The 24,585-nt window shown below is 40.2% G+C and carries 26 protein-coding genes and 1 pseudogene; 19 read left to right on the forward strand and 8 right to left on the reverse strand.

Annotated features, from left to right (window positions below):
- Positions 1-91: 91 nt before the first annotated feature.
- Positions 92-1,492 carry an APC family permease gene (locus ACGTJS_RS08530; RefSeq protein ID WP_410473250.1) on the reverse strand — a complete coding sequence of 467 codons (1,401 nt, stop codon included), beginning with the start codon at positions 1,490-1,492 and terminating at the stop codon, positions 92-94.
- A 662-nt stretch (positions 1,493-2,154) separates the two neighbouring features.
- Here ACGTJS_RS08530 and ACGTJS_RS08535 point away from each other — a divergent pair.
- The 16 genes from ACGTJS_RS08535 to ACGTJS_RS08610 all read left to right on the forward strand — a co-directional run bounded on the left by ACGTJS_RS08535 (position 2,155) and on the right by ACGTJS_RS08610 (position 16,387).
- Positions 2,155-2,862 (forward strand): hypothetical protein, encoded by a 708-nt coding sequence (locus ACGTJS_RS08535; protein ID WP_410471755.1) that lies wholly within the window; start codon positions 2,155-2,157, stop codon positions 2,860-2,862.
- Positions 2,863-2,958: 96 nt separating this feature from the next.
- Positions 2,959-3,687 (forward strand): protein TolQ, encoded by a 729-nt coding sequence (gene tolQ / locus ACGTJS_RS08540; RefSeq protein ID WP_410471756.1) that lies wholly within the window; start codon positions 2,959-2,961, stop codon positions 3,685-3,687.
- Between the two features lie 37 nt (positions 3,688-3,724).
- On the forward strand, positions 3,725-4,222 hold the full coding sequence (gene tolR / locus ACGTJS_RS08545; RefSeq protein ID WP_315043780.1) for a protein TolR: 498 nt from the start codon (positions 3,725-3,727) through the stop codon (positions 4,220-4,222).
- Between the two features lie 50 nt (positions 4,223-4,272).
- Positions 4,273-5,208 carry a cell envelope integrity protein TolA gene (gene tolA / locus ACGTJS_RS08550; RefSeq protein ID WP_410471757.1) on the forward strand — a complete coding sequence of 312 codons (936 nt, stop codon included), beginning with the start codon at positions 4,273-4,275 and terminating at the stop codon, positions 5,206-5,208.
- A gap of 68 nt (positions 5,209-5,276) precedes the next feature.
- Positions 5,277-6,581, forward strand: a complete 1,305-nt coding sequence (locus tag ACGTJS_RS08555; RefSeq protein ID WP_410471758.1) for a TolB periplasmic receptor — start codon at positions 5,277-5,279, stop codon at positions 6,579-6,581.
- 25 nt (positions 6,582-6,606) lie between these two features.
- Positions 6,607-7,593: a hypothetical protein gene (locus ACGTJS_RS08560; RefSeq protein ID WP_410471759.1), complete on the forward strand. Its 987-nt coding sequence runs from the start codon at positions 6,607-6,609 to the stop codon at positions 7,591-7,593.
- A gap of 79 nt (positions 7,594-7,672) precedes the next feature.
- Entirely contained in the window at positions 7,673-8,242 is a 570-nt protein-coding gene (locus tag ACGTJS_RS08565; protein WP_315042597.1) for a hypothetical protein, read from the forward strand.
- A 371-nt stretch (positions 8,243-8,613) separates the two neighbouring features.
- A complete protein-coding gene (locus tag ACGTJS_RS08570) occupies positions 8,614-9,636 on the forward strand; it encodes a quinone-dependent dihydroorotate dehydrogenase (RefSeq protein WP_315042593.1) in 1,023 nt (340 codons plus the stop codon).
- Positions 9,637-9,688: 52 nt separating this feature from the next.
- Positions 9,689-10,237 (forward strand): CvpA family protein, encoded by a 549-nt coding sequence (locus ACGTJS_RS08575; RefSeq protein WP_315042591.1) that lies wholly within the window; start codon positions 9,689-9,691, stop codon positions 10,235-10,237.
- Positions 10,238-10,414: 177 nt separating this feature from the next.
- Complete coding sequence (gene purF, locus ACGTJS_RS08580) at positions 10,415-11,953, forward strand: amidophosphoribosyltransferase (RefSeq protein WP_315042589.1); 1,539 nt, start codon at positions 10,415-10,417, stop codon at positions 11,951-11,953.
- A 113-nt stretch (positions 11,954-12,066) separates the two neighbouring features.
- The gene (locus ACGTJS_RS08585) at positions 12,067-12,369 is read left to right on the forward strand and encodes a metalloregulator ArsR/SmtB family transcription factor (protein WP_315042587.1); all 303 of its coding nucleotides are present in this window, start codon (positions 12,067-12,069) and stop codon (positions 12,367-12,369) included.
- 126 nt (positions 12,370-12,495) lie between these two features.
- The gene (locus tag ACGTJS_RS08590; protein WP_410471760.1) at positions 12,496-13,557 is read left to right on the forward strand and encodes an NADH:flavin oxidoreductase/NADH oxidase; all 1,062 of its coding nucleotides are present in this window, start codon (positions 12,496-12,498) and stop codon (positions 13,555-13,557) included.
- Between the two features lie 84 nt (positions 13,558-13,641).
- On the forward strand, positions 13,642-13,914 hold the full coding sequence (locus tag ACGTJS_RS08595) for a hypothetical protein (protein WP_315042583.1): 273 nt from the start codon (positions 13,642-13,644) through the stop codon (positions 13,912-13,914).
- A 65-nt stretch (positions 13,915-13,979) separates the two neighbouring features.
- Entirely contained in the window at positions 13,980-15,155 is a 1,176-nt protein-coding gene (locus tag ACGTJS_RS08600) for an iron-containing alcohol dehydrogenase (RefSeq protein ID WP_410471761.1), read from the forward strand.
- Between the two features lie 69 nt (positions 15,156-15,224).
- On the forward strand, positions 15,225-15,395 hold the full coding sequence (locus ACGTJS_RS08605) for a hypothetical protein (protein ID WP_410471762.1): 171 nt from the start codon (positions 15,225-15,227) through the stop codon (positions 15,393-15,395).
- Positions 15,396-15,403: 8 nt separating this feature from the next.
- Entirely contained in the window at positions 15,404-16,387 is a 984-nt protein-coding gene (locus tag ACGTJS_RS08610; RefSeq protein ID WP_410471763.1) for an LLM class flavin-dependent oxidoreductase, read from the forward strand.
- A gap of 75 nt (positions 16,388-16,462) precedes the next feature.
- Here ACGTJS_RS08610 and ACGTJS_RS08615 read toward each other — a convergent pair whose 3' ends face one another.
- Both ACGTJS_RS08615 and ACGTJS_RS08620 read right to left on the reverse strand, forming a co-directional pair.
- Entirely contained in the window at positions 16,463-16,792 is a 330-nt protein-coding gene (locus tag ACGTJS_RS08615; protein ID WP_315042576.1) for a branched-chain amino acid transporter permease, read from the reverse strand.
- Positions 16,789-17,115: a hypothetical protein gene (locus ACGTJS_RS08620; protein WP_410471764.1), complete on the reverse strand. Its 327-nt coding sequence runs from the start codon at positions 17,113-17,115 to the stop codon at positions 16,789-16,791. Before ACGTJS_RS08620 ends, ACGTJS_RS08615 begins: the two co-directional genes overlap by 4 nt.
- Positions 17,116-17,220: 105 nt before the next feature.
- Here ACGTJS_RS08620 and ACGTJS_RS08625 point away from each other — a divergent pair, with 105 nt between their 5' ends.
- Positions 17,221-18,117, forward strand: a complete 897-nt coding sequence (locus ACGTJS_RS08625; RefSeq protein ID WP_410471537.1) for an IS982 family transposase — start codon at positions 17,221-17,223, stop codon at positions 18,115-18,117.
- A gap of 43 nt (positions 18,118-18,160) precedes the next feature.
- Here ACGTJS_RS08625 and ACGTJS_RS08630 read toward each other — a convergent pair whose 3' ends face one another.
- From ACGTJS_RS08630 to yajC, 4 genes are all read right to left on the reverse strand, one after another.
- Complete coding sequence (locus ACGTJS_RS08630; protein WP_410471765.1) at positions 18,161-18,589, reverse strand: AzlC family ABC transporter permease; 429 nt, start codon at positions 18,587-18,589, stop codon at positions 18,161-18,163.
- A gap of 94 nt (positions 18,590-18,683) precedes the next feature.
- On the reverse strand, positions 18,684-19,976 hold the full coding sequence (gene secF, locus ACGTJS_RS08635) for a protein translocase subunit SecF (protein WP_410471766.1): 1,293 nt from the start codon (positions 19,974-19,976) through the stop codon (positions 18,684-18,686).
- 10 nt (positions 19,977-19,986) lie between these two features.
- Positions 19,987-21,882, reverse strand: coding sequence for a protein translocase subunit SecD (gene secD / locus ACGTJS_RS08640; protein WP_410471767.1), 1,896 nt, complete (start codon positions 21,880-21,882; stop codon positions 19,987-19,989).
- A gap of 39 nt (positions 21,883-21,921) precedes the next feature.
- Positions 21,922-22,266 (reverse strand): preprotein translocase subunit YajC, encoded by a 345-nt coding sequence (yajC, locus tag ACGTJS_RS08645; RefSeq protein ID WP_315042571.1) that lies wholly within the window; start codon positions 22,264-22,266, stop codon positions 21,922-21,924.
- Positions 22,267-22,566: 300 nt separating this feature from the next.
- Here yajC and ACGTJS_RS08650 point away from each other — a divergent pair, with 300 nt between their 5' ends.
- Positions 22,567-23,025, forward strand: coding sequence for a hypothetical protein (locus ACGTJS_RS08650; protein ID WP_315042569.1), 459 nt, complete (start codon positions 22,567-22,569; stop codon positions 23,023-23,025).
- 242 nt (positions 23,026-23,267) lie between these two features.
- Here ACGTJS_RS08650 and ACGTJS_RS08655 read toward each other — a convergent pair.
- Positions 23,268-23,537: pseudogene (locus ACGTJS_RS08655) on the reverse strand (HU family DNA-binding protein); the annotation flags it as partial.
- Positions 23,538-23,854: 317 nt separating this feature from the next.
- Here ACGTJS_RS08655 and ACGTJS_RS08660 point away from each other — a divergent pair.
- Entirely contained in the window at positions 23,855-24,541 is a 687-nt protein-coding gene (locus tag ACGTJS_RS08660; RefSeq protein WP_410471768.1) for a hypothetical protein, read from the forward strand.
- The last annotated feature ends 44 nt before the right edge of the window (positions 24,542-24,585 follow it).

The raw sequence follows: 24,585 nt of genomic DNA on the forward strand, positions 1-24,585 counted from the left end.
CCAAAAAAAGCTCATTTTAATGGGATTTTTTTGAAATGTAAATAAAAAAAGCGAACAATCAATGCTCGCTTTTTTTGTTTTTAAGGATAGATTATACATCTTCTTCTTTGTACTGTGGGACTGGTTTTCTGAAGCCAGCGGTTTTGATACCTAGCCAAATAAAGCCAATAGAAGCCCAAAATAAACCTACTTTTAAGGTAACTTCGTCCACTTCTAACCACATTAAGAACACGCTGATAAAGCCAAGAACAGGCACAACAATGTAGCTTAAAATTTGTTTTGGCGTGTTAAATTGTTTATCACGGAAAACATAGCGGAACAATACCGAAATGTTCACAAAACTAAACGCTGTCAATGCACCAAAGCTAATCAAATTTACCACCGTTTCAAGGCTGATAAAACCTGCAGTCAAAGCGATTGCCCCTGCGATTAAAATATTGTTCACAGGTGTGAAAAGTTTTGGGTGGATTTGACCAAAGATTTTTTTGCTAATCACATCATCACGACCCATCACATACATCAAACGAGAAACCCCTGCATGAGCCGAAATCCCTGATGCCATCACGGTTACAATCGCAAAACCCAATACCGCTGCTTGGAATGCTGAACCACCGACAAGTAATAAAATTTCTGCTTGGGTTTCGTCCACTGCTTCAAAATAGATAGACGGGTCTGATGGGAAGTAAGTTTGCATAAAATAGGTACTGGCAATAAATACAACCCCTGCAATCACAGATGTTAAAACCATCGCTTTTGGTAAGGTATTTTTGACATCTTTGGTCTCTTCAGCAAGGCTAGATAACGAGTCAAAACCTGTAAACGAGAAACACAAAATGGTCGCACCTGTAATCAACGCACCTACCGAAGTCATCTCATTCCAAAACGGCTCTAAACTCCAAAGCGGATACTTGTCCGCATCAAGCGTACCATTGGCATACACACCCAATTGCAATTTTTCATAAATCAAATACGCAAACACAGCGATAATGAACAACTGAACAAACACAATCCAACTGTTAAAATATGCCACAATCTTTGAACCAAACAGATTAATACCTGTCATTAAAGCGGTCAAACTAATCACCCAAACCCAGTGATTCACCACAGGGAACAAGGCTTCCAAATACAAAACTGCCAAAATAATGTTTACCATTGGCGACAACAAATAATCCAGCCAGCTAGACCAGCCGACCATAAAGCCCATAGATGGATTGATAGATTTTTGGGTATAAGTATAAGCTGAACCTGAAGACGGATAAGCCCTAATCATATGACCGTAGCTGATAGATGTCAAAATCACAGCCAATAATGCAAAAATATAAGAAGTTGGTACATGACCCACGCTATCTCGTGATACCATACCAAACGTATCAAGCAAAGTCATCGGCTGAATATACGCCAAACCAATAACAATAATGTGCCAAAGTCCAAGATTACGTTGCAGTTTTGCAACCGATTGGGTTGATGTTTGTGTTGATGTTGTCAATGCTATCTTACTCCTGTACCTAATGTGAAAAAAACTAGGACTAACAACTAAAATGAAATTTTCAGTAACAAAAAATTACATGAACAAAAAAGCGTATTATTATACTCAAAAAAAAGATAAAAAAACCATAAATTTCATTGTAACCCATAAAAAGTTGCAAAAAAATTGTAAAAAAAGCAACAAAAGTCAAAAAATCCAAAAAAATGTATAAAAAACAAGCAACTTACAACAATCACCCACACAAACCAACAAAAAACATCTTAAAATCACACAAATATAACAAAACTCTTTAGCAATCTTGCAAAACGCCACCTAAAAAAACACACAAAACCTTTATACTAAACAACATAACGTAAAAAAGCACAGGTAACTCTCATGCAAACACAAACTACAACCAAAAACCCCACACACAATGAACCATGCCAATGGCAAATTAACCGAAAATGGCTAGGGGGGATATTTATCATTTGGTTTATTTTCGCCTTTGGATTTTTAATCAAATTTATGTATGGTTAAAATTTTTTTCAAAAACCAAGTCATTGCTTGGTTTTTTTGTGCCTTATTTTTGGCTTTTTTAAAGCAGTTACAAAATTTTTACTAGGTTTTTTCAACAAAAAAATGTACTATAGGCAAAATTTTAACCAACAAAAAAATCTGCTGAGAAAAATATGTCAGAACAAGCAAACCAAGCGTCCATCACCACTACCCAAAACAGCCATGATTTGTTAGATTTTTTACATAATACCTTAAGCGATTGGCAAATTCACCGTTGCCAAGTGACCCACGACTTTATCAGCCAAAATGAACCGATGAAAATGATTTATCATTATGAACAATTGCCAGATGATATCAAAGCCAATATTCCGATGAATGGCGTGTTATTAAAGCGTTTTGATGAGTTAATCAGTCAATCAGATTTTGTAAAATTATTAAATATCGATATTAATCAAGTTAAAAAACCCTTTCAATTAAAATTTTATGGTAAACTGGTGATTTTTTATCAAAATCCAGAAGTTGCCTTGCGGATGCATTGGACAAATACGCTCAAAAACTTTGAAATCATTGACGAAAAGACGCTAGAAAACGCAGTTAAACAAGCCTTTTATCATTGGCAACTGGTTGATAATGTAGAATTTATTAACAAAACGCCCGACGTGGATTTTGTCATTTATAGTAATGCAAATGAAAATGCCGAAAATACATCAAATTTACCAACGATTGTTTGGCAAGGCGGGCATAGCACGCAGTTTGAGCCATTGCCATCGGCTTTGGCGATTGGGTTACAAAAACAGTTGATGCAGTCAGATGTTGTGTTAAATCAATGGTTTGCACAAATTTTACAAAGTGCGTTAGATTGTGTAGCCGACAAGCGATAAATAGTGGTAAAATAATGAGTTTGAATTTGTTCATGGTTGGCAAAATTCAATCAATTTTTTAATAAATATAATTTTTTTGTGAAGTATGGTTTAAAAATGGAAGGTCAAATTGATATTTTAAGTTTAATTTTGCAGGCAAGTTTGTTTGTAAAATTGGTGATGGCGACATTGTTGTTGGCATCGCTGTTGTGTTGGGTGACGATTTTTCGGTTAAGTAGCCGTTTGTCCGAAGCCAATCAAGCCGATGAGCATTTTGAGCAAACTTTTTGGTCTGGCATTGAATTGCCAACTTTGTATAAAGGCGTACAGGGCAACCAAGAGCGTAGCGGTCTTGAGCAGATATTTTTTATCGGTTTTACCGAATTTTTAAAATTACGCCGAACTCGCCAGTCCAAAAGTGATAGCATTGATGGCGTGGAGCGAAAGTTGCGTGTGGGCTTGGGTCGTCAGCAGTTGGAGCTTGAGCAGGGGTTGCCTTTGCTTGCTAGTATTGCGTCTGTGTCGCCTTATGTGGGGCTGTTGGGGACGGTTTGGGGGATTATGGTGGCGTTTATGGGGCTGTCATCATCTAGCCAAGCGACTTTGTCGGCAGTCGCCCCTGGTATTGCCGAAGCCTTGATTGCGACTGCATTGGGCTTGTTTGCGGCGATTCCTGCGGCATTGGCGTTTAACCATTTTACCGCCAAAACCGAAAAAGTGTACCAGAGCCGAGCGTTATTTTGTGATGAAATGACGGGTATGTTATTGCGTGAAACGTCTGATGATGGTAACAATACATCAAATGCGGTGAACGTTTCACAAATTCAAAATCCTATTAGTCAGTGATTTTACAAACCAGTCATTTTACAAAATAGGAAATGTGATGAAAGCGAACCCTTTTAGCCGTTCTTCTGCCAAAAAAGTCAATGCAGGCATGAATGTCGTGCCGTATATTGATGTCATGCTGGTGCTATTGGTGATTTTTATGGTCACTGCCCCCATGCTCACAACAGGCGTGGATATCAATTTGCCAAAAGCTCAGACCAAAGCGATTGAACAAGGCACGCAAATGCCTGTGATTGTGTCGTTAGATGCCAATGGCGATTTGTATTTGTCATATCAAGACAAAACTGATGAGCCGATGAGCCAACGAGAGTTGATTAATACTTTGACTGATTTGCAAAAATTGCCAGAATATCAAGCCGAAGATGGCAAATCCAACATGAATGTGATGGTAAATGCCGACCAAAATAACAATTATGGCGATGTGATGATATTAATGGCAAAATTGCAACAAGCAGGTATCCAAAAAGTCGGACTTTTGACTGCACCGCCAAGTGCGAACAAATCACAAAAAAAACAAAAACAAACAGATGAATAAAATCATAAACAACTATTGATAAAAATTTGTTGATAAAAATAGAGAAAACCATGTATCCAGAAGTTACCTCCGTTTATGTGCCTGTTAAAACTCCTGATTATCGTGTGTGGGCGATTTTGTTGAGCATTTTGGGGCATGGTTTGCTTGTCGGTGGGATTTTGTATTTTCACAACGAAGCCCCACCGCCACCGATGGAAACGGTGCTGATTTCGCCTGAAGAGCTTGCCGATATCCAAGGTCAAATCCAAGCCAATCAACAAAACAACGCCAATCAAGCAGGTGGAATGCCAACGGCTCAAACCGCACCGACCACCAATCCTGAAACTGAAAAACTCATGCAACAAATCGCTGAGCAAGAAGCCCAGTTTCAAGCCAATCAAGCCAAAATCGCAGAACAAATTGACCAAGAATTTATGCAAGAGCAACAAGCGATTGTAGAACAACTTGACCAAGAATTTGCCGAAAAACAAGCACAACTTGCCGAGCATAAACAAGCCGAAAGTAACATTGATGAGATAGAAGCCAATTTGCGTGCCCAAATGGAAGAAGCCAAACGTGCCAATCAAGAACGCATTGACAGCCAGCGTATCAAAATTGAAAGTAAAGATTTGTCCACCAATGGCGAACGCTTGCCAAACGCACAAAGCAATAGCTCAAACAGCAATGCAAATAACAACGCAGGCAACGACACGGCAAGACGTGGGGCAATCAGTGGTACGAATGTCGCAAGTTATCGTGATTCTATCGTGTCAAAAATTTATAGCAACTGGAATCCACCGACCAACAGTAATGGCAAGGTTTTGCGTGTTACCATTCGCCTATCGCCATCAGGTGCGGTGCTGTCCACTAACCTAAACGCAAGCGACCCATTTAGCAAAAGTTTGCAAGAAGCGATTAACAAATCCAGTCCTTTGCCAGTGCCAAGCGACCCAGAAGTGTTTCAAAAAAGTTTTGCCAGTTTAACATTAAGATTTGAAGGACAATAAATAATCCTTTACAATCTTGCTAAAATCATTTAACTTTTAATTTTTTAAGGAATTTTAAGGAAATTATCATGTCAAATTTAAAAACCACTTTTTCAACATCAGCCTTAGCAACAGGCTTGTTATTGGCGGTGTCCACATTCACAAGCCAAGTCGCTTTGGCAGAAGACGAACTGGTTATCTCAAAAGTCGCCCCGCGCTCTAACACCCAAATTGCGATTGTACCTTTTGCAGGGGCAAAAGGCGTATCAGACGTTGCTGAAAATTACTTGACAAATATCGGTCAATTAGCAGGTAGCGACAGCCTACCAGAAACGCCCGCCAGCAGTGGCGAAGTGCATTTAGAGCTGTGGCAAGCCCGCCAAGTGCCGTATTTGGTCGTAGGAAATAGCCGAAGCAACCGTGGCGATGTGGAAATTAACTTTGAAGTGATTGATGTAAAAACTGGACAAATTTTGGGCGGTGGCGTTCAAAAAGAAAAAACCAAAAATAATCCGCAAGCCTTGCGTTTAACCAGTGCCAAAGTTGCCGACAAAATTATGGAATTAATCACAGGCATTAAAGGCGATTTTTCAGGTAAAATCGCTTATGTGGTGGAACAAGGCACTGGCAAAAACCGCAAATCAAGCCTTGTGGTATCAGACGTGGACGGTTATAACCCACAAATTATCCGCAGTGTACAAGGCTCCATCAAAGCCTTAAACCCATCGGCAAACGGCAGGCAGTTTACTTTTGTTGAGCAACAGTACAACGGCTATCCTGTGGTATATGTCGCTGATGTGTTGGGCGGTTCGGCAAGTTTGGTAACGCCTTATAAAGCCAATAACTTGGGCGGTGCGATTTCGCCAGACGGTACACAACTATTGTTTAGTAGTGACAAAGACGGTAATCCAGATATTTATCTTGCCAGTAGCAATGGTGGCAATCCAAGACGCTTAACCAACAGCCCTGCCCCTGATATGTACCCAAGTTGGTCGCCTGACGGCAAGTCATTCGTGTTCACATCAGACCGTCATGGCAACAATCGTGGACAAGTGTTTAGATATAACATCGCCACAGGGCAGACCCAACAGCTTACCAGTGGCGGTCTAAACAGCATGGCTCGTATCAGCAATGACGGCAAAAAAATGAGCTATCTGGCAGGTACAAACAGTGGCGTGGCGCGTGATTTTACTACAGGTGCGGTGCAATCTATTAACAATGCAGGTATGAGCGAAGCCCCAAGTATCTCGCCAAACGGTCAGCATTATATTTATTCAACTCGCAATGCCATTACCATCTCTACCAAAGGCAATACCGTAAGCATTAACCCAAGCCAAAACGGTGTGCCAAAAGGCACGATTTATGGTCCAATTTGGTTAAACCCAAATCGTTAATATGCATAGTTTTAGTATGATGGCAATGACAAAATTAAAATCTGTCATTGCCTTGTTGTGTGTGGTGTTTTTGACGTTGTTTTTGACTGCGTGCCAAACTTTGCATTTGCCAAATCAACAAAACACCGCTAAACCGCTTGCCAAAGAGCATTGGGCGTTTATCGTTTATGATAAAAGCCAAAATCGCTCGCACCTGATGCAAAGTGACACCACAGGCAACCATGTACAGACCTTGCTGTCGGTAACAGGCAAAATCTCAGGATTAAACCCAAGTTTTGATTTTAGCCAACTGATTTATACCTTGCAAGACCGCAGTTTTCCCATGTTGTATCGTTTTGATAGACAACAAAATTTGCCGTTTTTGCTGGTGGAAAAACGTGCCAATTATTTTGGAGCAAGTCTATCACCTGACAATCAAAAATTGTTATTTTCGGCAACTTTTGCCGACAGTCCTGATATTTTTATCCAAGATTTTGATAACAGTTTTCCACAAAAAACCCAACAAAATTATACCAATTTAGCCGAAAACCTTAGCCAAAAACCTGCCATTGACATCTCGCCTGCGTGGTCGCCCGATGGCAAATCGTTTGTGTTTGTGTCGGACAAAAACAGCAATCAGCCAAAACTTTACCATTATCATTTTGACAATCAAAGCAGTGAACGCATTGGCAAGTTTGGCTATGAAGCCAACGTTCGCTACAGTCCAACGGGCAAAATGCTTACCTTTTTTACCCAACAAAAAATTCAAAACAAAACCGTTTGGCAAAATATGTTGATGGATTTGGACAGCAAAGCCACCATCAGCGTGCGTGATGACGCTTTGGCGGATTTTGTCAATTTTTCGCCCACGGGGGATTTTTTGATTTATCCGTTTTATCAACAAATCATCGTGATGACAACGCCCACCATCACAAATGGCAAATTTAGCCCAATTTTGCAAAAAAATAGTTTTATTATCAAAGGTTTGCCAAATAACAGCGTGATTAAAGAAGTGGTTTGGTTAAAAAATTAACAAAAATTTGCTATTTGAATTTTTGCCAAAAATCCCCATTTTTAATGTATCTGTATTTTCATTAAAAGTGAACAAAAATATGCCAATTGATATCCAAGAAGCCAAGCGACAACGCCCATCATCAAACAATCGTCCATCAACAAGCAATACACAAAACCAAAAATTTGACGAACCTTTGTTTAGCACCAATCCATTGCCACCTGTGCAGTCGTCTTATTCGGTTTTGAGTCAAAACCAAAATTACCAGCAAAATCAAATCGTTACCGAAGATTTGATTCGTTACAATCATATTACCTATGCGTTGGCGGTGTTTAGTTATTTTACCGCAGGGCTGACGTGGGTGATTCCGATTGTGATGAACTATGCCAAACGGGACGAAGCTCACCATACTTGGCTGTACAGCCATTTTGATTGGCAGATTAAGACTTTTTGGTATAGTGTGTTTTTTGGCGGTATTGGCATTATTTTGATGTTGTTTGGCTTTGGTACAGCATTTTTGGGTATGCTTATGCAAAATGATACCTTACTTGGCAGTAGTGGGCTGGCGGGGATTTTTGGTTTGTTGATTTTTATTGTGGTGATTATTTGGCATTTTTATCGCATGGTGCGTGGTTGGGTGGCGTTAAATAACCGCAGAGCCGTGCCATAATTTTTATTTTTTATGTGTATTTTGTGTTTAACATTGGTATAATAGTGTGAGAGCCTGTATTCACAACATTACGCTGTCAAAATTTGATGAATAATGAAAAAATATTTATTTGCTTTTGCATGAAAAATGGCTAAATCTTGTTTTTCTTCGTCAAAAGCTTGCTTGATAGAATGTCTATCAATCTTCGCTTTTTCCTTGAAAAATTGGCGATTTTTCGCATTTTTCATTGTAAAAATATTATAAACACAGGTTCTAATTGATTAATCAGGCGTGGGCTTGCCAATCATTTTTAGGAAGAATGGGTTAGTCGGTTTTATAAATGAATGTCATGTTAAATTTTTTGCTAAACTGCTAAAAGAGATATATTCGCTATGTATGGTTTGCTCCGCCACTTTTTGTTAAAAACTGACCCAGAAAAAGCCCATGAAATGACCCTGTCCATGTTAGCCAAATCCCAAAAAATGGGCGTGGCAGGCCTGTTATACGACCATGTTGAACTGCCAACCATGTGTATGGGCTTGCATTTTCGCAATCCTGTCGGTTTGGCGGCAGGGCTTGACAAAAATGGCGAATACATTGATGCGTTGGCGGCGTTGGGCTTTGGGTTTATAGAAATCGGTACGGTAACACCAAAACCGCAAGATGGCAATCCAAAACCCCGTCTGTTTCGCATTGAAGAACAAAAAGCCATTATCAACCGTATGGGTTTTAACAATAAAGGCGTGGATTATCTGATTAACCAAGTCAAACATAGCCAATTTCAAGGCATTTTGGGTATTAACATCGGCAAAAATGCCAGCACCCCTGTGGAAAATGCCCTTGATGATTATCTATATTGCCTTGAGCGAGTTTATCCTTTTGCATCCTACATCACAGTGAATATTTCATCACCGAACACCAAAAATTTGCGTGATTTACAAAGTGGCGAAGCCTTGACCGCTTTGTTAAACGGTATCAAAAACCGCCACAGTCAGCTTGCCACTCAGCACCAATATTATGTGCCATTAGTGTTAAAAGTCGCCCCAGATTTGGACGAAAGCCAAATTGATTATATTGCCAAAGAGTTAATCCAGTTTGAAATTGATGGTCTGATTACCACCAATACCACCTTAAGCCGTCATGGTGTGGAAGACTACCCTACAAGCCAAGAAGCAGGCGGTCTGTCAGGCAGTCCACTCAGTGCCATGAGTACCCAAATTTTAGCCCAGTTTGCCGAGCAATTGGACGACAAAGTCGCCTTAATCGGCGTGGGCGGTATTGATAACGGACAAAAAGCGGTGAATAAAATCCAAGCAGGTGCGTCATTGGTGCAGTTGTATAGCGGTCTGATTTATGAAGGGCCTAAATTAATTGGCGATTGTGTGGAATCAATTGAGCAGTTTGGTTTAAATTAATGATTATTTTTTTAAATAATTTTAAAAATTCTTTCATAAAAAGGTAATCCATTTGTCAGTATTGGATATTTTTATTTTGGTGGCTTTGGTGCTTGGGCTGTGGCGTGGCTTTCAGACAGGTTTGTTACGTTCGTTGGTGGGCTTATTTGGTTGGTTATTTGCTTTGATTTTTGCCACCTTTTTTGCCAAACCTTTTTCGCCATTTTTGGCAGGTTTTTTTGACAGTCAGATTATTACTTTAGTCGCTTCGTTCGTGGTGGTGGCGTTGTTTGTGTTGATTGGTCTGCATTTGATTTTGTGGGTCATGAGCCATACTTTAAAAGGGCTAAAATTGGGTTTTTTGGACAAAATCACAGGGGCGATTTGTGGCGTTGGCAAAAATTTGTTGGTAATTTTGTTGTTGATGAGTGTGATTGTGCCTTTTGTACAAAATGCCAATTTTTGGAAAAATTCGGTGATTGCCCCTGCTTTGTTGCCTTTAACACCGTTTGCGGTGGATTTGTCCAAAAAAATTGGCGAACAAGTGCAACAAAACAGCCAAAAAGGGTTTGACACTTTAGACAAAGCAAGCCAAGAAGCAAATCAAGCCGTTGGGCGTTAAGTTGTTTATCAAATCAGTTTTATAGAAAAATTTTTAAGTTTATTTAGAACCTGTATTCACAACGTTTTTGCGATGAAAAAGCAAATAAATGTTTGTTAAAAACCTGTAAAAGTTTACTGCGTAATGTTGTGAATACAGGTTCTTGCATAACTATTTAACCAATCTTAAGGGGTTTTTATGTGTGGAGTTGTCGGTATTGCAGGTCATAGCCCTGTCAATCAGATGTTGTATGATGCGTTGATGATGTTACAACATCGTGGACAAGATGCGGCAGGGATTGTTACTTGTCATGACAATCGTTTGTTTTTACGCAAAGAAAATGGCATGGTGCGTGATGTGTTTATGAATCAGCATATGATTCGTTTAAAGGGCAATCAGGGTATCGGTCATGTGCGTTATCCGACCGCAGGTACGGCAAGCAGTGCCGAAGCCCAGCCGTTCTATGTTAATTCGCCATACGGCATTACGCTGGCTCACAATGGTAACTTGACCAATGCCGAAAGTATTGCCGAGTCGCTATTTAGTGAGGATAAACGTCATATCAATACTGATTCGGACTCAGAAGTGCTACTCAACGTTTTGGCACACGAAATGCAAAAAATCGGTAAAATTGAGCCAAGTCCTGATGATATTTTTCATGCGGTGACCCAAGTGTATGAGCGTATTGAAGGGGCGTATGCGGTGGTTGCTATGATTACAGGTTATGGCATTTTGGCGTTTAGAGACCCCAATGGTATTCGTCCGTTGATTTATGGTGAACGCAAAGCCGACAATGGCGGTATGGAATATATGGTTGCGTCTGAGTCGGTGGCTTTGACGGCGTTGGGTTTTGATATTGTGCGTGATGTCAAACCAGGTGAAGCAATTTTTATCAATGAAAACAATGAGTTATTTACACATCAATGCGTTGATGGCAAAGCCTTTACCCCTTGTATGTTTGAATATGTTTATTTTGCTCGTCCTGATTCTATCATGGACAATATTTCAGTGTATAAAGCTCGTATGCGAATGGGCGAAACTTTGGCACAAAAAATCTTGCGTGAATGGGGCGAAAATCATGACATTGACGTGGTAATTCCGATTCCTGATACCTCTCGCACATCAGCGATGGAACTGGCTCAACAACTGGGCGTGAAATACCGTGAAGGTTTTATGAAAAACCGCTATATTGCACGTACCTTTATCATGCCAGGGCAACAACAACGCAAAAAATCGGTGCGTCAAAAACTCTCTGCCGTACCGCTTGAGTTTAAAAACAAAAATGTGTTGCTCGTTGATGATTCTATCGTGCGTGGCACAACGTGTAACGAAATTATCCAAATGGCTCGTGATGCAGGTGCAAAAAATGTGTTTTTTGCCAGTGCTGCCCCACCTGTGAAATTCCCAAATGTGTATGGTATTGATATGCCTGCTCGCAGTGAGCTGATTGCCTATGGGCATACGGTGGACGAAGTGCGTCAAATCATCGGTGCTGACCGCTTGATTTTCCAAGATTTGGACGATTTGATTGAAGCGGTGAGCGACACCAAATACAGCCATGTCAAACAGTTTGACTGCTCGGTATTTGATGGCAACTATGTCGCTGGTGGTATTGATGAAAACTATCTCAATGCCTTGCAACAAAAACGCAGTGATATGGCAAAACAACAAAAACAAGGCGTACAACTCATCGCTGATACGCCTGTGGACATCGTTGGGATTGACCCAGAAGTTTAAATTTGTTGTTTTAGAAATGTTTTTACATCATAAAAAGGCAATTTTTCGGTTGCCTTTTTTGTTTATTAAATTTATATATTGACATATCTAGAAAAATAGATATAATAAAAGCCATGATAGATACATTTAAAGCCCTAGCCAATGATTATCGCTTTGATATGCTTGTTTGGCTAAAAGACCCGCAGACCCATTTTCCCATGCGAACCCATGAGCCAGACGGCTTTGTCGGTGGCGTGTGCGTGGGCTTTATCGCGGAAAAATCTGGCTTGGCACAATCCGTGGTGTCCAACTATTTGACAACTTTAAAAAATGCCAATTTAATTGAATCCAAACGCATTGGCAAATGGACGTATTACCGTTATCACCAATCGGCGGTGAATCAATTTTTGGCAGATTTAAACCAAACTTTGGCATAAATTTTGTGAGAAATTGTGTTGAAATTTTATGTTAAAAATTTGCAAAAATATATCTATATTTCTATATATAACAATTTATCTTAAACCTTATTATCTTAAGCTTAATCAAAAAAAGTGAGAAAAATCATGGCAAAATTTCGTTTTTTACAACAACCCTTTACTCTAAAAAATTTAACCCTAAAAAACCGTGTCGTCATGCCACCGATGTGCCAATATTCGGCGACCGATGGTATGCCAAATGACTGGCATTATGTGCATTATGTGTCTCGTGCAGTGGGCGGTGTTGGCCTCATTATCGTTGAGATGACCAATGTCGCCCCCAATGGTCGCATTTCGCCCAATTGCTTGGGACTGTGGAATGATGAACAGCGTGATGCGTTCAAGCGTATCGTGGACGTTGTCCATGCTCAAGGCTCAAAAATCGGTATTCAAATCGCCCACGCAGGTCGCAAAGCTCAAGATTGCGATGATGTGGTCGCCCCATCTGCTATTCACTATGGCGAACAGGATTTTGCAGGGCAAAACTTAAAAACCCCAAGAGCGTTAAGCACTAGCGAAATTGACGAAATTATCCAAGCCTTTGCCGATGCGGTGAAACGTGCGGTGGATGCTGGCTTTGATATGATTGAAATTCATGGGGCTCATGGCTATTTGATTCATCAGTTTTATTCGCCAAAATCCAATATTCGTGATGATGAATATGGCAAAGACAAACTATTGTTTGGCGAAAAAGTCATCAAGGCGGTAAAAAAAGTCATGCCTGCCGATATGCCGTTAGCGGTGCGTATTTCGGCTCAAGAGTATGGCAAAGATGGTTTTGACAGTGATTATGGCGTGATGGTCGCTAAACGCTTTGCCAATGCGGGCGTGGATTTGATTGATGTGAGTGGTGGCGGTGATGGCGTGTTACACAAGGGCAATCACCCAGAAATCAACGCTGGCTATCAAGTGTATCTGTCTCGCAAAGTGAGAGAAGCGACAGGCTTGCCGACCATTGCGGTGGGTATGCTTGATAATCCACAACTTGACGACCATGTTATTGGTACAGGCGATGCCGACCTTGTGGCGGTGGGACGTGGGCTATTGCGTGACCCTTATTGGTGGCTCAATGCTCAATATCATCAAAATGTGGTGGATAGTCAGCCGTTGCAAGATTCGCCAAAACAATATGAACGTGGGTTTTTTTAATTTAAATTTATAAAATTTTATTGAATAAATATCAATGAAAAAAGAATAGTTTATCATAATACCCACAGAAGATATGGATTTTTTATGAGTAAAAATTTTGATAATAAAGAATTGGTTGAACTATATCAAAAGGGCAAAGCCTTTCTGATTTCTCAAGTTCCCCCTAATATAAATGCTAACGAAATTGTTGATAGATATTTGAACTTACCAGATGGTAGCAAAAATATCAAAGAATTATCCGAAATCTTTGAACGTATTTTATATTCTGCTCAAAATGCGAATATGAAAGTGGGGGTGATTGGAAAATCTATCGGTAGCAAAAAACAAGAGTTTATAGCTTTAATGAATAGAAGTTAGTATTCATGAAAGTAAAAATTTGTTTATAAATTAATAATTTCTTTAACAACTCAAAAGGCAAAAATATGAACAACTTCCAATACCACAACCCTGTAAAAATCGTCTTTGGCGAAGGTCAAATCAAAGAACTCTCAAACCTTGTCCCAAAAAATGCCAAAGTTTTAATCACCTATGGCGGACACTCAGCCAAAAAAACAGGCACGCTTGATGAAGTCAAAACCGCACTCGCTGGCGAAAACCGTGAAATCCACGAATTTGGCGGCATTGAGCCCAATCCAGAATTTACCACACTCATGAAAGCGGTGGACGTGGTGCATGACAAAGGCATTGACTTTTTGCTTGCCGTTGGTGGTGGCTCGGTGCTAGATGGCACAAAATTTATCGCCCTAACCGCCACGCTTGAAGACGACAAAGACCACGAAAAGGCATGGGAAGCATTAAAAAGCTACACTCGGGGTATCAATAAAGCCCTGCCACTTGGCACAGTGCTGACCATTCCTGCCACAGGCTCGGAGATGAACTCTGGCGGTGTGATTAACCACAGCGAGAGAAAAGCCAAATTACCCTTTGGCAATCCGCTTGTTTATCCGCAGTTTTCTATCCTTGACCCTGCAAAAACATTGACCTTGCCAGAGCGACAAGTCATGAACGGCATTGGCGATGCGTTTGTTCACGTCATGGAGCAGTATTTGACTTATCCTGTTAATGCCAAAGTACAAGACGGATTTTCTGAGAGTTTATTAAAAATTCTCATTGATGAAGGGCGTGCGGTAAAAGAAAATCCAAACGACATGGACACACGCAAAAATATCATGTGGACGGCAACAATGGCGTTAAATGGTCTCATTGGCGTGGGCATACCGCAAGACTGGGCAACGCACATGATAGGGCATGAGCTTACGTCCCTATATGGCATTGACCACGCTCGCACGCTGAGCATTATTTTGCCTGCACTTTTAAAGGTGTGTAAAGATGATAAAAAAGTCAAACTCGTGCAATATGGCAAAAATGTCTGGGCGTTAAACGGTACGGACGATGAGATTACCGATAAAGCGATTGTTAAAACTGAAGAATTTTTTAAATCGCTGGGTTTGCCAATTCGTTTTACCGATGTGGATTTAAATGAGACAGCAATTCAACCGATTTTAGACCAATTAAGCGAACATGGTTTTGTTAAATTGGGCGAGCATAAAAAGATTGATTTGACGGTGTCGGAGAAGATTTTAAAAATGGCGGTTTAATTTTATTTTTAAAATTTAAAGTTGGGTGTGATTTTTCCGCCCAACTTGCAGTTACTAGGATTAAAATTTATGTCAAATACTTTTATCCAAAAACGCCGTCAGAAGTTTATTTTGTGTCAAGATAAGAATCAATCGGTGGTGGAGTTTACTTTGCCATTGGATAATAGCCAAATTTTTGCCAGCCAATATCAAACAGTTTTGCCAAGTAAAGAACAATTGCTAAAAGTGATTGAAAATTAAGGAAAAAAATGACCCAACTATCTATCCTAAACCTTGCCCCAGTACGACAAGGACAAACCAACCGCCAAGCCATTGACGCGATGGTACGCCTAGCCCAATTTGCCGAACGGCACGACTTTGCACGCTATTGGATAGCCGAACACCACAATATGCCGTATCTGGTCAGCTCTGCCACGTCCATTTTGATACAGCACGCTTTGGCAAATACCCAAAAAATCCGTGTCGGTAGTGGTGGCGTGATGTTGCCAAACCACTCACCGCTCATCGTGGCAGAAACTTACGGCACACTAGCGACCATTTACCCAAACCGTGTGGACATCGGACTTGGGCGAGCGCCAGGAACTGACCCCATGACCGCACGAGCCTTACGCCGTAATGAGGCGGACGTGTCGCACAATTTTCCGCATGACGTGATGGAGTTACAACGCTATTTTGCCGATGAAACCGCCCAACAGCACGTCAAAGCCGTCCCTGCCACAGGCTTAAATGTGCCGTTATATATTTTGGGATCAAGTACCGCCAGTGCGTATTTGTCGGCAGAATTGGGCTTGCCGTATGCCTTTGCCAGTCATTTTGCTCCACGAATGCTCACCGAAGCGGTGCATATTTACCGTCAAAATTTTAAACCGTCTGATGTGTTGCAAAAACCGTACGTCATCATCGGTGTCAATGCCATCGTTGCCGATACGGACGCACAGGCTCACTATTTGGCAACGTCAAGTCAACAATTTTTCCTAAATGTGGTACGTAGTGGGCAAAATCCACTCTTACCCCCTGTGGATAGCATGGATGGCTTGTGGCTACCGCACGAAGAGCAAATGTCAAACAGTATGCAAGCTTGTGCGATAATTGGTTCGGTACAAACTGCCACGCAAAAATATCAAGCCTTGCAACACAGCATTCAAGCCGATGAAATCATGGCGGTGAGTTATATTTTTGATGAAAATGAACAATTAAAATCGTATGAAAAATTGCGAGAGATTGTTCAATAATATTGTGTTCAAATAATATTGCGAAAGGTTGTTAAAATGGTAAAAAAGGTGGATTATTTTCCACCTTTCTTATTATTAAACAAAAAACTTTTGTACTAACACCATATACAAAGCCGTCCCTGCAAAAATTGACAAAAATATATTGCGTTGCCAACAATGCAAACCAATCACAAACAACCCAGAAATAAACTCTGGAAAACCGTAATATTGTCCCAAAATGTCCACTGATTTGTAACAATACACAATCAGCATACCAAACACAGCAGGGGGCAGGGCATAGCCCAAATACTGCACATATGACGGAATAGGGCGGTGAGCGGGAAACACCCAAAACGCCACCCAACGGCACAACTGCAACGCCAAAATAACCAAGCCAATGGTGATGATTTGTTGATTTAAAGTCATGATTTCACCTGTTCAGCATTTTGTGCGTTTAATGTGGAGGTAAATTTTTGGCGAATGGCGGTTTGTCTGACGGTTAAAGCGATTAAAATCAATAACATAGCAGGTATTAAAAAAATCTTTGCCCCAAAAATAATTAAACAAATAGCCGTTACAAAAATACCAATCAGCGAACTTTCGTGGGTGGGTTCTTTAAGCCATTGTTCCAAAAAAATCACCAAAAATAAGGCAGTCATGGCAAATTCTGACCCTTTTAAGCTAAACGGTAAAAAATCCGCCAATACCGCCCCCAAACTTGCTCCAATCACCCAATACAAATGCAACAAAACGGTGATAAATAACCTGAATTCGACATAAGAAAAAACTAAAAAAAAGAAGCCCAATATGTTAAAGTAAATTCACCACAAACAACCCTAACAAGGACTTCTTACATGGACAACCTCGAAGCACTATACTGCCACATAGACGACTATTGCAAAACATACACAAACGAACAACAGAAGAAAATGCTAACCCAAAAGAGCAAAAGCAGTAAAAAAACACGAAACAAACCATGCCGTATTAGTTTATCAGAAATCATCACCATATTGGTAGTATTTCACCAAATAAAATACAGAGAATTTAAAGCCTTCTACTACAACTACCTCACCCAATGGCTAAAACCTGCCTTTCCAAACCTACCAAGCTACACAAGAATGGTAGAACTCATGGAAAAAGCAATAGTTCCCATGTGTGACTACCTACAATCTCTCATGCAAAACAACTGCACAGGCATAAACTACATTGACTCAACCAGTTTAGCCGTATGTGATAATCACCGTATCAACCGCAACAAAGTATTTGCAGAAACAGCACAGCGAGGTAAAAGCAGTATGGGGTGGTTTTTTGGCTTTAAACTACACGTCATTATCAATGATAAAGGTGAATTGGTCAATCTAACCGTAACCAAAGGCAATGTTGATGATAGGCAACCTGTGAAAAGACTTTGTGAATCTCATGTTTTTGGTAAACTCTTTGCTGATAAAGGTTATATTGATAAATCATTGACAGATTGGCTTGATGAGCATTTAGATATTGAGTTAATCACGAATGTTAAAAAGAATATGAAATCTAAAGATATTTCATGGTTAAATAGACGATTGCTTAAACGCCGTTTTTTGATTGAAACTGTGTTTGATGAGTTAAAGAATATGTGTCAAATTGAGCATTCAAGGCATCGTAGTTATGTTGGGTTTATGAGTAATTTGTTGGCAGGGTTGATTGCTTATTGTCATCAAACAAAGAAGCCTACATTAAAAAATGTCCTGTTGGGGTATTCTTTATTGTAGGTTTCTTATTTGTTTATATTTTTTCAATAAGTTAAATGATTTTTTATATCGAATTGAGGTTAAATAGCATATACCAAGGTTTGTCAATATGTTTGTCAAGCGAATCATAATGGGCGTGAATTAACGCAAAAGATTCATCAACGGTTGCCGAAATCAGATAAAACTTTTTTTTGCCCGCTTGGTGGTATTTTTCAAGCATAGAAATAGCATAAAAAATCTGTCTGGCACTCACCATCAGCGTGATAAAAAACGCATAAAGTGGATTAAATGCCCCAATCAAAAAACTCGCCGCAATAAACTCCACCGACCCTGCAAAAATAATCAATGACAATATCATCGGATAATAAATGTCAAAGCCCAAACTTCGCATATAAATACCATAAGCAGTGCCAAGAATGACAAAGCCTGATAAAATCGGCAAAGAATGGATAAAGGCGGTTTTAAATGTGGGCTTTAAAGCGTGCATTTGCATGGAGTTTAAAAACTTTAAAAAAAGAAGGGCATTATATCAAAAAAAATACGCCATCTAAATAGCGTATTTTTTATCAACAACATTAGCATTTATATTAAACATTTTTGTTAGGTAGGGCAGGGTTTATCACTGTTTCATCAGCATAAACCGTTTGCATATCGTCTGCATAAATTGGGGCGTTGCGGTCTTCAAAGACTACTTCTTCTTCCACAAATTCAGGTTTAACTTCCACAATAAAGTCTTTACGGCTCATGCCAAGCCATAGCGGAATTGCCGATGCGATGTACACCGATGAGAAGGTACCCAAAATCAAACCAACAAATAACGCAACCGAGAACCATTTTAAGCTCTCACCACCCAAAAACAGCATGGCTAATACCACAAGCAACACGGTTGAAATCGTCATAAAGGTACGGCGTAAGGTTTCGGTCAAAGACAAATTGACAATTTCTCTTGGGCTAATGCCACGCACTCGGCGAAAGTTTTCACGGATACGGTCAAACACAACGATGGTATCGTTAATAGAATAACCAATCAATGACAATACTGCCGCAAGTACAGTCAAATCAAACGGCCAGCCAAACAAGGCAAACAAACCGACCGTAATAATACTGTCATGGAACAAGGCAAGCACCGCACCAAAAGCCAGTTTTGATTGGAAACGCACCGCCACATACAGGTACATACAGATTAAGGCGACTGCGGTTGCTCCAAATGCACTTAAATAAATTTCGTTACCCACTTGGCTACCGACCACGTCAATGTTTTGGATAGTGGCGTTATTGTTTGGTAAATCTAAGGCAGTATCTAGCGTTGCGGTCAAGCCTTCAATTTTTTCTTGTGGGGGCAGTCTTAACAACAGCTCTTTGTTACTGCCTAAATATTGCACCATACCGTCATGAATGTTGTGCGATGACAAAGCGGTTTGAACTTGGGCTTGTTGAACAGGTTGTTCATACACCACCGTTGCCGATACACCGCCTGTAAAATCCAGTCCCAAATTTAAGCCTTTGGCAAAAATTGCAATCACTGCCACAAGGGTCAAAATCGCCGAAAAAATCGCAAACGGTTTTGCCACTTTCATAAAGTCAATGATACGCCGACCCATCAAACTTTTTTCACCACCAAAATCTTGTCCAAAATCATCAGCAACTGGGGCAGGGGCTTGTGAATTGCTGTCATTGACAGGGGCTTTATTGGCATGAGTTTTGGCCTTGCTCATGTTTTGGTTCACGCCTTTACCGTTACGACGCGGGGCTTTTCGGTTATGTTTGACGCTTTTTTCGGCACTCGCTGAGCCTACACCCAGTTTTGACAAAGCTTCTTCTGGGTTTATAGGCTCATTGATGTTGTCATTGTCTAAGTCTAAATTGTCGTTTTTACTCATGTTTAGCTCCTTAACCAATGCTCAAACGTTTAACAGATTTGCGATAGCCATAAAATAATTGCACCAACGCACGTGTGACAGTAACAGATGTGAAAATTGAGCTTAAAATACCAATCGCAAGTGTTACCGCAAAGCCTTTAATCGGGCCTGTACCAATGGCAAACAGGATAAAGGCGACCAATAGCGTGGTAATCTGGGCATCAAAAATACTGGTAAAAGCTCGGTTAAAACCTGCCACGATAGATGATTTGGGTCTTGCACCGTTTGCCAATTCTTCACGAATCCGCTCAAAAATCAGCACGTTGGCATCAACCGCCATACCGATGGTCAAAACAATCCCCGCAATCCCTGGTAAGGTCAAAGCCGAACCCAAAATTGACATCACCGCCAAAATCATCATCAAGTTAAACGCTAATGCAATATTGGCAATCAAACCAAATAAACGGTAAAAAATCAACATAAACAAGAACACTAATAAATAACCAACTTGTGTTGAGAAAATACCTTTTTCAATATTGTCTTGTCCCAATGATGGTCCAATGGTACGTTCTTCTACAAAGTACATCGGTGCTGCCAACGCCCCTGCACGCAGTAACAATGCCAATTCAGACGCTTCGGCATTGCTGTCTAGCCCTGTGATTTGGAACGTTGAACCAAATACGCCTTGAATGGTCGCTTGGTTAATGATACGGCTTTCTGAATACGGCGTGCGGACTTCTTTGGTTTGTCCTGTGGTTGGGTCTTGTTCAAAGCTGACACGTTGTTTGTTTTCAATAAACAGCACCGCCATTTGTTTGCCAACCGATTTTGCAGTGGTGCTTTGCATGAGTTTACCACCTGCATTGTCAAGGGTAATGCTTACTTGTGGCATACCGTTTTGGTCAAGACCTGCTTGGGCATCTTGAACGTTTTGACCTGTTACAATCGGCTGACGCTCTAGTAGCGATTTTTGTGGGCTATCCACTTCGCCAAAAGAGTAGCTTTCTGTGCCTGCTGGCAAAATATCGGTTGGATTGGTTTGCCAATTATTATTTTGGTCGGACACCATACGAAACTCAAGGTTTGCGGTACGCCCAATCACACGCTTGGCTTCGGCGGTGTCTTGAACACCGGGCAATTCCACCACAATACGGTTCGCCCCTTGCGTTTGTACCACGGCTTCGGCAACGCCTAGCTCGTTAATACGGTTACGCATGGTGGTTAAGTTTTGGGTAACGGCATCTTGAGAAATCTGTGAAAGGGCAGTTTCAGTCAAAGTCATGTTAATAGCAGGCTTGTTATTACGAATGATAGACTGTAACTCATAAGTCGCACCAAATCTAGCTCTTAACAGATTTAACGCCTTATCACGACTGGCATTATCGGCAAAACCTAGTGCCAAACCATCTTGATTAATCTGTAATTGCTCAATGCCTACTTGCTCAGTGCGAAGGGTAGAGCGGACTTCTTGGCTAATCGCTTCTAAACGCTGACCGACCGTCTTACTCATGTCCACTTCCATCACAAAACGTACACCGCCACGCAAGTCAAGACCCAATTTAACAGGTTTGGCACCGATATTGCGTAGCCATTGTGGTGTGGTTTGAGCAAGGTTTAACGCCACCACATAATTATCGCCCAATTTTTCACGCAACACTTGTTGAGCCTTGATTTGGGTTTCGCTTGACTCATCAGCAATGCGTAACAACGCAGAACTACCGTCAAAGCTATTGTTGGTGGTTTTAATATTTTGAGCATTTAAAATCTGCTCCGCTTGCGTCAGCACATCTTGGGTCAAAACCGTACTCGCAGACGCACCCGTTACCTGAACCGCAGGCTTATCAGGATAAAGATTAGGCAAGGCATAGATTGTACTGATTAACAATACAATGCCAATTAAAACATATTTCCAAGCAGGATATTGCATAATTTGACTTCTTAAAAAATAAGATAAACGAACAATGAATTAAGATTTTAGACTGTCAATCGTACCAACAGGCAACACCGAAATAATAGACGTACGTTGCACCATCACCTCTTGACTGGCGTTCAACGCAATCACCGCATACTCGCCCTGAACTCGCTTAACACGACCCATCAAGCCCCCTGCAAAAACCACCTCATTGCCCTCGGCAACCGCATCAATCATCGCACGATGTTCTTTTTGACGGCGGTTTTGTGGACGAATAATCATAAAATAAAAAATCGCAAAAAACGCAATCGGTAACAACAACTGCATAAACGAAGCCGACGCAGACGGCGTAGCAGGGGCGGTGTCCGCATACGCAGACTGAATAAACAATGCAAACATAAAAAAACCTTGAATTAATAAAACAAAATAAATTTGAAAAACATCAAAATAACTAACAATGATAACCGATTTAAAGCGATTAATAAACTTTTTCAAGATAAAAGCCCAAAAAATTTGTCAAATTCGGTAAAAAAATCAACAAAAATTTAATTTTTATGCAAAAAACTTATCAAAAATAGCAAACGGTGATAAAAATCAAACAAATTAACAACATACAAAAATACCAATATGCTATCATGTTTGTAACAAATTATTTCGTATCATTTGTAAAAATTTATTATTTTATTTTTTGGAAAAATTATGTTAAAACCTATTTATCAAGTTGCCAGTATTTTTGCTATCAGCCTATCTGCGATGAATATTAGTCATGCTGAAATCACCAACAGCGACATTCAACGCTTTGCCAGTCAAATGAACCAAGCTGCCAACAGCAAAAGTATCAGCACGGTCAATCGTCTGGTGAGTGATGACGCATTGATTTCTATTTCTCGGCGTGGGCGTACCAGCACATTGGACAAAGCCAATTATTTAAACCTACTGCAAACCAACTGGGCAAGGGCGACCCAATACCATTATAACATTCAAATTAACAATATGATTAGCACAGGTAAACAAGCCAAAGCCGATATTATCACTGTAGAAACCATCACTGAAGACAAAAGAACCCTAAAACTGATTACCACATCAAGAGCTACCTTTAGCGAAACGCCCAATGGCGTGGTTTTGACACGAGCGATTAGCAATTTAACCATTGAATAAATTTTTGATATAGTGATTTAAAATAGAAATCATATTGTAGGGGCGTATTGCATACGCCCATATTATCAAGTATTAAAATAAATTTAAAAGATTATAAAAACCACGCCCACAAAAAAACGCACCCAAAAAAGTGCGTTTTTTAAGATATTATCTAAAATTTTAGTTAAAAATTTAGATTATTTCTTTTTACCTTTTGCAGGTGCTTTTTCAGCTTTTTTTGCAGGTGCTTTAGCTTTTACGCCGTTTACGCTGTCTTTTAAGCCTTTGCCCGCTTTAAAGCTTGGAACTTTGCTTGCTGGGATTTGCATTTCTGCACCAGTTTGTGGATTACGACCAGTACGTGCGGCACGCTCTTTTACTGCGAAAGTACCAAAGCCTACCAATGCGATGCTGTCATTTTTTGCCAATGCTTCACCAACAGATGCGATGAATGCGTTTAGTGCGTCGTTCGCTTGAACTTTGCTTAAACCTGATTTTGCAGCAATGCTATCAACTAATTCTGACTTATTCATAAAGGTATCCTTTAATTAAAGTGTTGTAAAAATTACCAAAAAAATTTGGCATGATGAAAATACATTAACAAATTTTTTTACAATCCGCCCAAAGGCTTGTGTTTGTGGGGTGTCTTTGTTAAGTTGCCTATAGATTAAGGGTTCTGAGAAAAATAAGCAAGTGAATTTTTACATTTTTGTGATTTTTTTTACGATTTTTTGTGATTTTTTGCATTTTTTACCAAAAAATACGCTTTTTAACGCTTAATTACTTGTGATATGTCGGTTGTCAAGGTATGATGGCAATTTTTATTGGTGTGAAAAATTTAGAGTATTTCATGGTAGACAATCAATCTCATTCACAAATTAACCCAAATCAACAGACCAATCCCAGCACAGCCGACAATCCATTTAGCAAAACGGCGTTGGGCGTGGTGCTGGTATTGATAGAAACTTTGTTGACTTTATTGTTGCGTGCTGATGCTAGTTTGCGTCAGGCGGCGTATCCGCTCGTGCAGGATAATACGGTACTGTGTATCCGTAGCTATGTGCCACACGTAACGTTTTATGCGACTTTTACGGTCAATGGTGTGTTGCTTGATAGCGAGTTACAGCCCAATCAGCAGGTTGATGTGACGATTAATGGCTTTACGTGGGAAGTGGCTCAAGCGATTTTTACCCAAAAAGTGAGTGCGGTAGAAAAATTGCAATTTCGTGGTGATATGACAAAAGTCGCCCAAATCAAAGAGTTTTTCTTAAAAATCGGTGTGATGGCAGTCGTGCAAGAGTTGATTGCAAAATTCACAGGCAAGAAACAAGATAAAACCGAAGAAAAACCCAAAAAATCCGTCACCGAATACCAACAAAAAATAGAAGAACAAAAACAACAATTAAATGCTTTGACCGTCAAAAATGCCGAAGTGCAAACCGCTTTGGCAGAAGTCAAAAGCCAAAATAAAATTTTAAAAATTGCGGTGGGTGTGTTGCTGGTTGTGGTTGCTTGTTTGATGGTGGTGGTTGTATAATAGCGACAGATTTTCGCTAACAAACGATTGGCTAACAAAGTGTA

Source organism: Faucicola mancuniensis, assembly GCF_046523945.1.
GTDB lineage: Bacteria > Pseudomonadota > Gammaproteobacteria > Pseudomonadales > Moraxellaceae > Faucicola > Faucicola mancuniensis.

Excerpts from the sequence above, each read along its gene's own strand:
- ACGTJS_RS08595 (WP_315042583.1), top strand. The coding sequence starts at position 13,642 with ATGAGTAAAAATTTTGATAATAAAGAATTGGTTGAACTATATCAAAAG.
- yajC (WP_315042571.1), bottom strand. The coding sequence starts at position 22,266 with ATGTTTGCATTGTTTATTCAGTCTGCGTATGCGGACACCGCCCCTGCT.
- ACGTJS_RS08605 (WP_410471762.1), top strand. The coding sequence starts at position 15,225 with ATGTCAAATACTTTTATCCAAAAACGCCGTCAGAAGTTTATTTTGTGT.
- ACGTJS_RS08535 (WP_410471755.1), top strand. The coding sequence starts at position 2,155 with ATGTCAGAACAAGCAAACCAAGCGTCCATCACCACTACCCAAAACAGC.
- ACGTJS_RS08555 (WP_410471758.1), top strand. The coding sequence starts at position 5,277 with ATGTCAAATTTAAAAACCACTTTTTCAACATCAGCCTTAGCAACAGGC.
- ACGTJS_RS08625 (WP_410471537.1), top strand. The coding sequence starts at position 17,221 with ATGGACAACCTCGAAGCACTATACTGCCACATAGACGACTATTGCAAA.
- ACGTJS_RS08615 (WP_315042576.1), bottom strand. The coding sequence starts at position 16,792 with ATGACTTTAAATCAACAAATCATCACCATTGGCTTGGTTATTTTGGCG.
- ACGTJS_RS08630 (WP_410471765.1), bottom strand. The coding sequence starts at position 18,589 with ATGCAAATGCACGCTTTAAAGCCCACATTTAAAACCGCCTTTATCCAT.
- ACGTJS_RS08565 (WP_315042597.1), top strand. The coding sequence starts at position 7,673 with ATGCCAATTGATATCCAAGAAGCCAAGCGACAACGCCCATCATCAAAC.
- ACGTJS_RS08660 (WP_410471768.1), top strand. The coding sequence starts at position 23,855 with ATGGTAGACAATCAATCTCATTCACAAATTAACCCAAATCAACAGACC.
- ACGTJS_RS08610 (WP_410471763.1), top strand. The coding sequence starts at position 15,404 with ATGACCCAACTATCTATCCTAAACCTTGCCCCAGTACGACAAGGACAA.
- ACGTJS_RS08585 (WP_315042587.1), top strand. The coding sequence starts at position 12,067 with ATGATAGATACATTTAAAGCCCTAGCCAATGATTATCGCTTTGATATG.
- secF (WP_410471766.1), bottom strand. The coding sequence starts at position 19,976 with ATGAGTAAAAACGACAATTTAGACTTAGACAATGACAACATCAATGAG.
- ACGTJS_RS08650 (WP_315042569.1), top strand. The coding sequence starts at position 22,567 with ATGTTAAAACCTATTTATCAAGTTGCCAGTATTTTTGCTATCAGCCTA.
- ACGTJS_RS08590 (WP_410471760.1), top strand. The coding sequence starts at position 12,496 with ATGGCAAAATTTCGTTTTTTACAACAACCCTTTACTCTAAAAAATTTA.
- ACGTJS_RS08570 (WP_315042593.1), top strand. The coding sequence starts at position 8,614 with ATGTATGGTTTGCTCCGCCACTTTTTGTTAAAAACTGACCCAGAAAAA.
- secD (WP_410471767.1), bottom strand. The coding sequence starts at position 21,882 with ATGCAATATCCTGCTTGGAAATATGTTTTAATTGGCATTGTATTGTTA.
- tolQ (WP_410471756.1), top strand. The coding sequence starts at position 2,959 with ATGGAAGGTCAAATTGATATTTTAAGTTTAATTTTGCAGGCAAGTTTG.
- tolR (WP_315043780.1), top strand. The coding sequence starts at position 3,725 with ATGAAAGCGAACCCTTTTAGCCGTTCTTCTGCCAAAAAAGTCAATGCA.
- tolA (WP_410471757.1), top strand. The coding sequence starts at position 4,273 with ATGTATCCAGAAGTTACCTCCGTTTATGTGCCTGTTAAAACTCCTGAT.
- purF (WP_315042589.1), top strand. The coding sequence starts at position 10,415 with ATGTGTGGAGTTGTCGGTATTGCAGGTCATAGCCCTGTCAATCAGATG.
- ACGTJS_RS08560 (WP_410471759.1), top strand. The coding sequence starts at position 6,607 with ATGACAAAATTAAAATCTGTCATTGCCTTGTTGTGTGTGGTGTTTTTG.
- ACGTJS_RS08600 (WP_410471761.1), top strand. The coding sequence starts at position 13,980 with ATGAACAACTTCCAATACCACAACCCTGTAAAAATCGTCTTTGGCGAA.